The organism is Undibacterium sp. Tian12W, assembly GCF_049339405.1.
Classification (GTDB): domain Bacteria; phylum Pseudomonadota; class Gammaproteobacteria; order Burkholderiales; family Burkholderiaceae_D; genus Undibacterium.
This window is the reverse complement of sequence record NZ_JBMPPK010000022.1, coordinates 53,645-65,912: the sequence shown is the minus strand read 5'-3', so window position 1 is coordinate 65,912 and position 12,268 is coordinate 53,645. Positions and strand designations below refer to the sequence as shown.

The following is a 12,268-nucleotide window of genomic DNA, read 5'->3' as shown; positions in this document are numbered from 1 at the left end:
TACAGTATTGCTCGGAGTAAACTTAGGGGTTCAAGCCAAATTGCTGCTGACGGAATTCGACAGTAAATTTTATTCGCCTGGCACATCGCCACCAGAGCGATTCCAGCGATGCGACATATGTGAGGATTTGGTCAAGCGATTTAGCGAAAAGTCTCTGGAATCTAAGGCAGGCAAGCGTGCCCATATTTCACAAATTAAAATTCTTCATCAATATTATATTCATCTATCAAAGACAGGTCAGGTCTCAAATGCTGAAGGTGGTTGTGTCATCCATCGCGTTGCCTTGCACTACACCTCAAATCGACTTGGCCGCACCCACTACTATTGATGAAATGAGTTCTACTTCCTGCTTCAATGCCGTAGCTTTGCGATTGATCAATATGCCAGCCTGCTTATCTCTGTAAAGCTGTAACTTTGAATTACCACTGACAGGCGCTGACATGGCAACACCTGAGCTTGCTGCAACCACCGGACTTAGCTCTGCCGCTTCAAGCGAGCGACTTCTGGCAATCGGCCCCAACGAGTTGCCATCAGCCAAGCCACGCAAGGTCTGGGCAATTGCCTGGACAGTATTAAGTGAACCTATGCTCTTGCTGTTAATCGCTTGTGGCAGCATTTATCTGTTACTGGGAGACTTGCGTGAAGCGCTGGTGCTGCTGGCTTTTGTTTTTGTCATCATCGCAATAACTTTTTATCAGGAGCACAAAACTGAGCGTGCGCTGGAGGCCTTGCGTGACTTATCCAGCCCGCGGGCGCTGGTGATCAGGGATGGCCAACAAATACGGATAGCAGGCCGTGAAGTGGTTCCTGGCGATATGCTTGTACTGGCCGAAGGCGACAGGATAGCCGCAGATGCTGTCTTGTTGTCTTGCTTGAATATGACTGTCGATGAATCCCTGCTGACCGGTGAATCTGTTCCTGTCAATAAAGCCGCCCAGGAAGTTTTACCAGCACTAATGGGACAAGCTGGAGGTGAAGATACGCCTTTTGTCTTTTCTGGTAGCCTGGTAGTGCAAGGCAAAGGGTTGGCGCAAGTGCTGGCAACAGGTGGCCAGACTGCCTTAGGCAAGATAGGCGCAGCCTTATCGTCGGTCGAAATAGAGCCCACGCGGGTGCAAGTTGAAACCCGCAAGGTAGTCAAATATGTCGCCCTCTCCAGCCTGGGCATGGCTGTATTATTGGCAATCTGGTATGGATTAAGTCGTCATCTTTGGCTGGATGGGGTACTGATAGGTCTTACTTTTGCAATGGCCTTGATACCTGAAGAATTACCAGTCGTATTAACCCTCTTCCTTGGTATAGGCGCATGGCGCATGGCAAAGCAGCAGGTATTGACGCGCAGAGTACCAGCCATAGAGACTCTTGGAGCAACGACAGTTTTATGCACGGACAAAACCGGCACGCTGACGCAAAATAAAATGGAGGTAGTGCTATTATTCTCAGGGAATAAAGTCATTGACTGCCAGCAGCCGACATCTGATTTGCCAGAAGAATTTCATGAAGTGCTTGAGTTCGCCATTCTGGCCAGCCACCGTGAGCCGTTTGACCCTATGGAAGTGGCTATCCAGAACGCCGGTAACAACATGCTCGGCAAAACCGAGCATTTGCACGCGGGCTGGGGACTGGTCGAAGAATATCCACTGTCAAAGGAATTGCTGGCCATGTCTAGAGTATGGGCATCGGAAGACAGGGAGCAGTATGTCATTGCCACCAAAGGAGCGCCCGAGGCTATCGCCGACCTTTGCCATTTGCCAACCGATGAAGTAGAAGCATTGCTGGAACAAGTCAACTTGATGGCTGAAAAAGGGCTACGTGTACTCGGTGTTGCCAAAGCAAAATTCAAGGCCGCCCATGCGCCCATTATCATCGAGAACATAGCGGACGCTGAACTGCCGGACATCCAGCATGATTTTGATTTTGAACTGGTCGGTCTGATAGCAATGGCAGACCCGATACGTCCCGGAGTGCCAGAAGCTATCCATGAATGTCAGACTGCCGGGATACGGGTAGTGATGATTACCGGTGACTATCCTGCAACCGCAAAAAATATTGCAGCACAGTGTGGCTTGCCAGTTACCGGGGGCATCATCACCGGGGCAGAACTCAACGACATGGATGAGACGCAATTGCAGCAACGCATTGCCGACGTAGCCATATTTTGCCGTGTCGCCCCGGAGCAAAAACTGCGTCTGGTAAATGCCTTCAAAGCCGCCGGAGAAGTCGTTGCCATGACGGGTGACGGGGTGAATGATGCCCCTGCGCTGAAAGCTGCAAACATAGGTATTGCCATGGGCAAGCGTGGCACTGACGTGGCGCGTGAGTCTGCTGCATTGGTATTACTGGATGATGAGTTTTCGTCCATCGTCGCAGCCGTCAAATCAGGTCGCAGGATCTTTGATAACCTAAGAAAAACCATTTGTTTTATCGTTGCCGTTCACATCCCTGTCATTGGCATGTCGGTTATTCCCGTCATGATGGGTTGGCCTGTCATGCTAATGCCTGTGCATATTTTGTTTTTACAACTCATTATCGACCCTACCTGTTCACTGGTATTTGAAGCAGAGGTGGAAGAAAAAGATGCCATGCATAGGCTACCACGCGCCACCAATGCAAGCATCTTTAACCGCAAAACCTTACTCAAGGGTTTGCTGCAAGGTTCAGCTTTGCTCTTAACCATACTGGCAATTTACTACCTGGCCCTGCAACAACCGATGGAAGTGAATCAAGCCAGGACTATGGCATTCACGGCCATGGTGATAGGCAATATAGGTCTTATTTTCATCAACCGTAGTTTGTCAGCCAATATTTTGCATAGTTTGCGCCTACCCAACCCAGTGTTGTGGTGGGTGGTAACATTTGCTGTCGCAGTGTTGTCTTTGGCGCTGTTTTTACCTGAATTAGTCAAGCTGTTTTATTTTGCCAGATTACCGTTCGCTCAATTGGCAATCAGCTTGCTTGCCGCGCTGCTTTGCATCACTCTGATGGCGACCTTCAGAGTATTTATGAAATGATTTCTAATCTTTCACTCACAGCTTAATCTCAGGAATGATGTTTGGGTACTTGAAAGTAACGGTAAGACAAGTGATCAGAAAATGCAAAACAATAATGTGGACGCTTGCAATACCAATTATGAAGACGATATTCTGTTCGAAATTTCGAACGGCCAATTAGATTTTTATACTTTTTTATGATCCTGGCTAAGGATTTTACTAATTTTTTAAAGATGTACTGATACGCTTGATTTCTAAAAAATAACCTTCTGGTTCCGTCCAACATAATTGGTCCAGCTAGTCGTAATCTTTAGTGAGGTGTACTGTCAATAAAGGACGCCGTTGTTTCAAGTTGCATGTGATTGTTTATTGAAATTCTCATCAAAACAAGGAGCTATCGCGTATCCATGGTTATGGGTTTGGTCACCACAGGTTCACTTTCCCTGGAGTGGCAGCGTTGCGCAAAGCATAGAGCCGAATACGACCTGGTTCTACAATATGATTCCGCCTGTCTCAGGGGATGCGGGAATAGAGGCGCAGGTATTTTAGCTAGCGTCGTATGGTACTCAACTTGGTCAGAACACTGACGTGCTATTGGACATCGTGAAAGAGACAGAAAACCTGTCTCCCAAAGCACTTGAATCGCTAAAAGACTTACAAACCTTGAAAAACTAAAGTGAGCCAAGATTTTTGATATCACGGCAAACTTTGTTTCAGTTACAAGGCTGCTATTTAATCACTTAGAGTCACTTAAAAATTCACCTCATTGCTTGGGGTGGAGTAGCTGCTGTGCATCCATTGCAGCGATACGTCCCTCATCAGTAGGCACCACCCAAACTTCTATGCTGCTGTTCGGGGTATGGATTGCCATGATGTGGTCCCCACGTGCTGCGCTATTTTTGTTTGTATCGACTCGCACGCCAAGATAGGCCAGCCCTTCTGCCACTTGCTGCCTTAATACAGCATCGTGCTCGCCTATACCGCCCGTAAACACCAGCACATCCAGGCCATTCAAACAGGCGCTTAGAGCACCGCATTCGCGTATGACGCGGTAGGTGAATAAATCGATGGCGAAGTTGGCTTGCGGGTCGCTGCTGGCGCGCAGGGTGCGCATGTCAGCAGAAATGCCGGAAACCCCCAGTAAACCGGATTCTTTATACAGAGTCGTTTCAAGTCGTTTTTCATCCCAGCCCTGCTGCATCAAATGCAGCAAGACACCGGGATCGAGTGCACCGCAGCGGGTGTCCATCATCAGGCCGTCGAGTGCAGAAAAGCCCATGGAGGTGGCGATGCTTTTGCCGTTTTTCATGGCGCAGGCGCTGGCACCATTGCCGAGGTGCAGCATGATGACGCGCCCGGCAGCAGGATCAAATGCGCGTGCCGATTGCTGAGCCAGGTGGCTGGCGACATAGCGGTAAGACAGGCCGTGAAAACCGTAACGGCGTATGCCAATGGCACGCAGAGATTGCGGTAAAGCCAGCGTGGTTTCGCGTGCAGGCATATCGGCATGGAAGCCAGTATCAAAACAGGCTATTTGCAGTATGCCGGGATAGGCATGACGGAAGGCGATTACTCCTTCCAGATTATGCGGTTGATGCAGGGGTGCCAGCGTATCAAGGGTATGCAAGTAAGCAAGGGCGTCATCATCAATAATAATGGAAGATGAAAAACGTTCACCGCCATGGACGATGCGGTGGGCAACGGCAGCTATTTGCATATCTGCGCTATGACTCAGCAATAAACCATGCAGGGCTACTAATGCAGCAGCAAACTGATCACCATCTGCCGCCTTGATTGCAGCTTCGTCCAGAGTCAATTGCTGCACTTCGGTGCCAGCACGGAATTGTATGAATGGCTTGCCACCGGGTTGCAGACCCTCAATCACCCCAGTCAGATTGCTGCGCGTGACTCCTGCATCAGTATACGGGTACAGCGCAAACTTGATACTGGACGAACCTGAATTCACAGAGAGGATGACCGGGTTTTTCATGGTGCATTCTTCCGGTATTCATGGGCCAGTAATTTAACCAGTGCGGCTGAAGCAACCCTGGAAGATGGCCCATCGGCACGGCTGGTCAATGCAATAGGCACTTTTGCACCCAGGACGACACCACAAGTCGCAGCGCCTGCCAGATATTCAAATTGCTTGCCCAGCATATTGCCCGATTCCAGATCCGGCACCATGAGAATATCAACATCTCCAGAAACGGCAGAAGCTATGCCCTTGATCTGTGCTGCACGGGCAGATATGGCATTGTCAAATGCCAGCGGGCCATCAACAATTGCGCCAGTGATCTGTTTGCGTTCTGCCATTTTGCACAAAGCAGCGGCATCGATCGTAGACATGATTTTAGGGTTAACCGTTTCTACCGCCGACAACAGCGCGACCTTCGGTAGAGGAATGTTCAGTGCGTGGGCCAGGTCGATGGCATTTTGCAGTATGTCAGCTTTTTCTGGCAGGGTCGGATAGATATTCAGAGCGGCATCTGTCAGCAACAAGAGCTTGTGATACATGGGCACATCCAGATGATAAACGTGCGACAACCGTCTACCAGTGCGCAAGGCAGTGCATTCAACCACGGCATGCATGAGTTCGTCGGTATGCAGGCTGCCTTTCATCAGTGCTTCTACCTGGCCTTTGGCAGCCATTTCGGCGGCTATGTCGGCAGCGGCATGGCTATGTGGAGCATCAACTTTTTCAAATCCTGTGATATCAATATTCACGGCTGCAGCAACGGCGAGCAGTTTTTCCAGTGGGGCGACCAACACCGGAATAATCAAGCCCTGCCTGGCGGCATCCACTGCACCTTGCAAAGAATCTGCATCACAGGGATGAACAACCGCGCAGCGTATCGCTGGTAAATCCTTGACACTATCCAGCAAATGGCGCTGGCGTTCGCCCAGGTCAAACATGGTCATGGTGGGCAAATGGGTGCGCGGGCGACTGACTTTTTCTGTCGGGGCGATGACCAGGGCATTGCCGTAGACGACCCTGTCACCTTTCTGGTTGATGATTTCGCAGTCCAGGGTCACGCGTTTTTTTTCGTCGTCTTTTGCCACGACTGTTGCAGACACAGTCAGGGTGTCGCCTATGCGTACAGGCTTGGCAAAGTGCAGGTTTTGTTCCAGGTAAATCGTACCTGGCCCGGGCAGGCGCGTGCCAAGGATAGTGGAAATCAGCGCCCCACCCCACATGCCGTGAGCGATGACGCCATGGAACAAGGTATGCGCTGCATACTCGGCATCCAGATGGGTGGGATTGACATCACCAGTGACCGTGGCAAAAGCCTGGATATCGGCATTGGTCAATGTACGTACCTGGCTGGCGCTCTGCCCTATTTGCAAATCTTCGTACACCACGTTGGAAATGATGTCTGGCTCGTTCAAATCAGTGTTTATGGTATTCATTGGAATCTGGACTTTCATCAATTCACGATGTGATAACCACCATCAACATACAGGGTTTGCCCTGTCATGCCTGAGGATGCATCGCTGACCAGAAAGGCGGCCAGTCTGCCGATTTCATCCAGCGTCACCAGCCGGCACAAAGGTGAGCGGGCGATGGCTTTTTGCATCAATGCATCAAAATCCTGCAAACCCGATGCGGCGCGGGTAGGCACAGGACCTGGGGAAATGGCATGTACCCGCGTACCCCTGGCGCCAAGCTCGGTCGCCAGGTAACGTACTGTTGATTCCAGCGCGGCCTTGACCGGGCCCATGATGCCATAATGAGCAACTGCTTCGTCTGCCCCCAGATAGGTCATGGTCATGATACTAGCATTCTTGCTCAAATGTGGTTCGCATAATTTAGCGAGGCGGGCAAATGAATGACAGGACACATTCATGGCACGCGAGAAGCCAGCACTGGAACTGTCGATGACGCGACCATGCAAATCATCCAGCGGTGCCCAGGCGATGGAATGAATGACAAAGTCGAACTCACCCAATTCTTTGGCTGCGGCATCAACCAGCGCTTCCAGTGAACCATCCTGCTCGACATCGCACACCACCAAGCTTGATTCAAGCGCGCCTGCCAGTGGTGCCACGAATTGCCGGGCTTTGTCATTCACGCAGGATAACACCATCTTTGCGCCCAGTTGCCGTAGCATGGCAGCACAGCCATAGGCGATGCTGTGTTCATTGGCCAAGCCAATGATAATGCCACGCTTGCCTTGTAATGAAAAAGAAGAACTTGCTTCAGTCATTTGTTTTACCGATCAGGGTGATGTAGGAAACCTGCTTAGGAAAGTTGCATAAATAAGTTACATAAAGAAGCTACACAAATAATCTGCGAGCGCCATCTTGCTTGCGCATGCCAGAAACTGGTCAGCGCAAGGTCAAAACATTGATGCAGATCAAACTTTGTTCTGATCCGCTCTACAATGACATCCAGGTAAGTCGTCGAAAGTTGAATTTCAAATACAATCTTTGTTCCCCGATATGTCGCACAAATATCAGGCTGGCACCACTCGCCAGACAGGCTTCCCATCCACCTCTCTTCTACCTTGATGTCAGAAAATTCTTTGTCTGCCGCCAGAGATTGAGCTACTAAGGACTTCATTCTGCCATGCAGTGCACTTTCCTTTGCACCATTGTATTTGCGTGAATTGATCTCCTCTCTCGATAACTCATCGCGAGAAATTTGCGGACACCATCCATCTTCCTTCAGATGCCTAAATAAAAAATGGCGACTCATCTTGTTCCTTAGCAAGCTCACCGCAATTCCACAGACTGAGCAAGTATAGAGAGGCATCCCATTCTTTAGCCTCTCTTTTATCTTCATACGAAGCTGGATGAGTTTCTCATAGTCAGTGCCGATGACTTGATGAGCTGACATATGCAACCCAGACGACAAATCCAATACTTCCGGTATACCCGGGTCTTCTACCGCGAGTATATTCATGAGGATTAAACAGAGTTTGAAAACTGCTGCCAAATATCGTTATCAAGAGTGACCAGCGTCTTCCAATATGCTTCATTTTTCAGGGCCTTCGCCTTCCAGTAATCCTGCGCATAGCCGAGGCATGATTCGGCCTCCCCGAAAGAATCATTATAATGACTCTGTGCTTCACCTAGATTTGCGCCGCGAATTGCTAGCAGGACTTCCTGCATAGATTTCAGCAAATCTTCTGGTTCGGCATTAAATATGTTTAGCATATTTCCACGAATAGCTATCGCTTGCTCAGTTAATCTGATTGCCTCACTATTGTCTGCGCCAGATCTCTGTAATTCAACACGATGCTGCGTCAACAGACTTAAACAGGCATGAATAGCTTTATCCGCTGGTGAAATAAGATCAATAAAAACAGACCGATGCCAGGGCTTGCTCACTTCTTCCAGTTCTTCCGCAGACATTCCAATATCTGACAAATGATTGAAGATTCTTTTGGCTTTCTCCAGACTCTGCACTCTTGGCTCGGTTTCCCGCCGTCCAAGTAAGGACAATTGCTGAAACAAGAAATTTGCATGAATTCGGGATGACTCAAGGAATTCTGCTTTTAATTGATCATGGAGATCATTTTTGACCTCCCTCAATTTTGCTTCAAATCCTAAAGCCTTGAATGAATCGAATCGCTCTGGAATAGCCAATACGGATCTTGCCATGCCTAACACAGCCAGGGCTGTGCCATTTGCTGTGAATCCATACAACAGATAGCTGATTCCAGTAACTAAAGCTATTGCGCTAAGAGTAAGCAGGAAATATTTCCAGTAGTCGGAAACCCGATTACTCATTTCACTTGATCTCTTATTCTGTTTTGTATCGTTGTTAGCCATATCGCTTTAAATAACCTCAAAATCAGTTCAACAGATATCTTCCAATTGCCGCCCTCGCCGCGACGTTAAGAATCTATCGCGAGTGTGTCCTAAATTATATCGCCGCCCCAATAATTTAGTAGCAGATTTCAAGTCTCTCCAAGAGGTATTCTAAAAATTCTCAGTCACATATCACTGAATTGGAATCAGGCGTTGTATCTCTCTGATACCCAGTCCCTTCCCTCTTCAGAATATTCAATAAAGGAAATCCTCATGGATCACAACATTTTCTTCTCTATCGTCAATGCCGTACTCACACTAGCGACTATTATCCTTTACCACCCGCTCCTTAAAGCATCGAGCGGCGAGGCATTGCACGAAGCAATCAAGTCTCGCCCTGTGCTTGCAAGAGCCCTCGTCCGCAAGAGCAACCGCAGCTATCTCCGTGTCTGTCTGTACTTTTTCATTTCCCTAATTACTTACATGTTCCTTGCCGTCCACGACAATGTGGACATGGACTTTGCAGCCTTTACATTGTTTGTCTTGTTCCTGGTGTCACTCTCCAGAGTCTGGATGCTTAGAATGATGCTTGGCAAACCCTGAGTTAGTTTTACTTTTCTTGTAATTCGCTCAAAAAATTCATTCGAACCTAGTTTCACTTTCTAGTACTACCCTTCCCTATCAACTCTTCAAAACAAAAGGCATTTCATGTCAGAAATCAACACGTCCGCAATAAACATATCAGCGGCAGCAGATCCTGCCTGCCCCTGCTGCAATTCAACCCGCATCCGCATTAAGAACTATGGCAAGAAAACTGGTGGCACAGTCGGTGCAGTTGCCGGTGTCGCCGCAGGCACAGCCAGCTTGGTCGGTGGTGCTGAGGTCGGCGCTTCTATCGGTGTCGCCGGTGGTCCTCTGGGCATCGCCCTTGGCACGCTCGCCGGTGCCATTATTGGCGGCCTGATCGGCGGCGCTACCGGTTGTTCGGTAGGCGTCAAACTGGGTCAGGCCGTGGATGACCGTATCCTGGACAATTACGAGTGCCAGGATTGTGGCTATCACTTCAGTATGCAAACCCGGTAACTCTGCAATTATTATCACCTTCTGCTTTATCCTTCGCTTTACCCTTCAAGCAACACCTTCATTCAATCCCTTCTCGCATCGTATTCATTTAGTTGTTTTGTTTCTGCTGTTCTGTCTCAGCGGCATGACAACGTGCGTCTTTTATTAGGAAAATTCTTTATGGCACACCTCATCGAAACCATGGCATACGTTAATGAAGTCCCCTGGCATGGCCTGGGCAACCAACTCACTGCCAAACAACCTATAGAAGTATGGGCAAAGCAAGCCGGTATGGCATTTGAAATCAAGGAGTCCCCTGTCCGTTTTATGACTGAAAGCGTTGGCAGTCTCGGGGCTATCATGACCTTCCCCGAACAAAAGGTGCTGTACCGCTCAGATACCAAGGCAGCTTTGTCAGTCGTGTCCAATCGCTACCAGGTTGTACAACCCCGTGAAATCCTGGAGTTTTACCGTGACCTGACGGAAGTATCGGGATTCGAACTGGAAACTGCCGGGGTCCTGAAAGAAGGCCGCAAGGTCTGGGCGCTTGCTAAAACCAATCAGTCCGCCACCCTCAAAGGTAATGATGTCGTGAATGCATATCTGCTGCTGGCAACAGCCTGCGACGGCAGTCTGGCGACTACAGCCCAATTCACAAGCATACGGGTGGTATGCAATAACACATTGGCAGTTGCACTCAACAATAGCAGTGGTGCAGTCAAGGTGCCACACAACACGAACTTTGATGCACAAGCTGTCAAACGTCAGTTAGGCATCTCTGTCGCTTCCTGGGATACCTTTATGTACCGCATGAAAACCCTGTCCGAACGCAAGGTGAAATCGCATGAGGCAATGAACTACTTCCTGCGTGTCTTCACTGATCCCAGCAATACTGCCTCAGGCCTGACCAATGAACGTGCGATGAAGAAGGTACAGGAGCTGTATGACGGTCAGGGCAAAGGCGCTGAACTGAGCTCTTCCAAGGGAACAGCCTTTGGTTTGCTGAATTCTGTCACTGAATATGTCGATCATCAGAAAAGAGCACGTACCACTGACCACAGGCTGGAGTCAGCCTGGTTTGGTCAGGGTGCGTCCCTGAAGCAGAAAGCGCTGGATCAGGCTTTGCTGATGGTGGCCTGAGCATATCCACGTCACGGGAAGAAGCAGGTTCTGACAGAAAACAGCCAGGCAAGTGCATTTGCATGGCTGTTCCGCAGTATGAATAAAAACAAGTGTCTTTGGGTGTTATGGGCACCAAAAACTGAAAACACCACTCCCCCTGCCCGGCAGCATCCGCTTGCCGTTCTTTTTGCCTTTAAGACCTGGCTCTTCTTTATTTCTTTGTTTTCTCCTTCACCAATCCATCAAATTCACACCGGAGCTTGTATGTCTGTCGTAGAAAAAACCGCTGTACCCAAACCAAACCGGCCAGCCCTGAAACTGGTCAAGACCAAGGAACTCAGCCGGGATGACTGGCTGACAGTCCGCAAGCAAGGCATAGGCAGCAGTGATGCAGGTACTGCAGTAGGTCTGAATCCCTATCAGTCACCACTGGAATTGTGGATGGTCAAGACTGGCCGGGATGCGGATTTACCCAAGATTGATCCCAATGATGAAACCAGTCCTACCTACTGGGGAAGTTTGCTGGAACCCATAGTCGCAGCCCACTACACCCGCCGTACCGGCAACCGGGTGCGCAAGATCAATGCAGTGCTACAGCATCCTGATCCAGACAAGTCCTGGATGCTGGCAAATATAGACAGGGAAGTGACTGGCGCACCAGATGTGCAGATACTCGAATGCAAGACTGCGGGTGAATTTGGTGTCCGATTGTGGCGGGATGGCGTGCCTGAATACATCGTCTGCCAGGTGCAGCATCAGCTTGCTGTCACTGGCAAAGCGGCTGCAGATGTCTGTGTGCTGGTGTGCGGTCAGGAAATCAGGATTTACCGGATTACCCGTGATGATGAACTGATCGCCAGGCTAATAGAACTGGAAAGGCAGTTCTGGCATTACGTGGAAACGGATACGCCACCACCGGCAGATGGGTCAGAATCAGCCGATATGGCTTTGCGCTGTCTGTATCCACGTGACTCTGGCAATCATCTTGACTTCACCACTGACACAGAAATGTCAGCTCTCTTTGCGGATTTGGTCAATCTCCGGGCGGATATAGAGAACCGGGAAGAACTGGCAGCTTTGCTGACACAGCAGATTCAACAACGCCTGGGAGACGCCAGCACAGCAAGCTTCGATAGCGGGCGTGTCAGTTGGAAGCGATCTAAGGACAGTAAGCGTCTTGATGTAGAGAAGCTGTTGCTCGATCAGCCAGGCCTGCTGCAACAATATCCTTTGATCAGGCCAGGCAGCAGGAGATTTTTGCTGACGACCAAGACCATGAATGGTGATATCGACTCTGGACAATAACCCAAAGTGCCATCCATCAGTAATAAGTCAAACCA

The 12,268-nt window shown here is 49.4% G+C and carries 10 protein-coding genes; 5 read left to right on the top strand and 5 right to left on the bottom strand.

Features of this window, described 5'->3' with window-relative positions; translation table 11 throughout:
• The first annotated feature begins 440 nt into the window (after window positions 1-440).
• Window positions 441-3,011: a cation-translocating P-type ATPase gene (locus tag ACO0LI_RS24620; RefSeq protein WP_423035954.1), complete on the top strand. Its 2,571-nt coding sequence runs from the start codon at window positions 441-443 to the stop codon at window positions 3,009-3,011.
• 742 nt (window positions 3,012-3,753) lie between these two features.
• Here the strand turns inward: ACO0LI_RS24620 and ACO0LI_RS24615 are convergent.
• From ACO0LI_RS24615 to ACO0LI_RS24595, 5 genes are read right to left on the bottom strand one after another with little or no spacing between them, the layout of a single operon-like run.
• Window positions 3,754-4,980: an acetate/propionate family kinase gene (locus ACO0LI_RS24615; RefSeq protein ID WP_423035952.1), complete on the bottom strand. Its 1,227-nt coding sequence runs from the start codon at window positions 4,978-4,980 to the stop codon at window positions 3,754-3,756.
• Window positions 4,977-6,398 carry a bifunctional enoyl-CoA hydratase/phosphate acetyltransferase gene (locus ACO0LI_RS24610; protein WP_423035950.1) on the bottom strand — a complete coding sequence of 474 codons (1,422 nt, stop codon included), beginning with the start codon at window positions 6,396-6,398 and terminating at the stop codon, window positions 4,977-4,979. The genes ACO0LI_RS24615 and ACO0LI_RS24610 overlap by 4 nt, the downstream gene beginning before the upstream one ends.
• A 17-nt stretch (window positions 6,399-6,415) precedes the next feature.
• Complete coding sequence (gene fabI / locus ACO0LI_RS24605) at window positions 6,416-7,195, bottom strand: enoyl-ACP reductase FabI (RefSeq protein WP_422952338.1); 780 nt, start codon at window positions 7,193-7,195, stop codon at window positions 6,416-6,418.
• 35 nt (window positions 7,196-7,230) lie between these two features.
• Complete coding sequence (locus ACO0LI_RS24600; RefSeq protein ID WP_423035948.1) at window positions 7,231-7,893, bottom strand: hypothetical protein; 663 nt, start codon at window positions 7,891-7,893, stop codon at window positions 7,231-7,233.
• Window positions 7,894-7,898: 5 nt separating this feature from the next.
• On the bottom strand, window positions 7,899-8,765 hold the full coding sequence (locus tag ACO0LI_RS24595) for a hypothetical protein (protein ID WP_423035946.1): 867 nt from the start codon (window positions 8,763-8,765) through the stop codon (window positions 7,899-7,901).
• 252 nt (window positions 8,766-9,017) lie between these two features.
• Here ACO0LI_RS24595 and ACO0LI_RS24590 point away from each other — a divergent pair, with 252 nt between their 5' ends.
• From ACO0LI_RS24590 to ACO0LI_RS24575, 4 genes are all read left to right on the top strand, one after another.
• Window positions 9,018-9,347, top strand: coding sequence for a hypothetical protein (locus ACO0LI_RS24590; protein WP_423035944.1), 330 nt, complete (start codon window positions 9,018-9,020; stop codon window positions 9,345-9,347).
• Window positions 9,348-9,452: 105 nt separating this feature from the next.
• Window positions 9,453-9,827 (top strand): hypothetical protein, encoded by a 375-nt coding sequence (locus ACO0LI_RS24585; protein ID WP_422952342.1) that lies wholly within the window; start codon window positions 9,453-9,455, stop codon window positions 9,825-9,827.
• Between the two features lie 159 nt (window positions 9,828-9,986).
• Window positions 9,987-10,946: a DUF932 domain-containing protein gene (locus ACO0LI_RS24580; protein WP_423035942.1), complete on the top strand. Its 960-nt coding sequence runs from the start codon at window positions 9,987-9,989 to the stop codon at window positions 10,944-10,946.
• Between the two features lie 246 nt (window positions 10,947-11,192).
• Window positions 11,193-12,233: a YqaJ viral recombinase family protein gene (locus tag ACO0LI_RS24575; protein ID WP_423035940.1), complete on the top strand. Its 1,041-nt coding sequence runs from the start codon at window positions 11,193-11,195 to the stop codon at window positions 12,231-12,233.
• The last annotated feature ends 35 nt before the right edge of the window (window positions 12,234-12,268 follow it).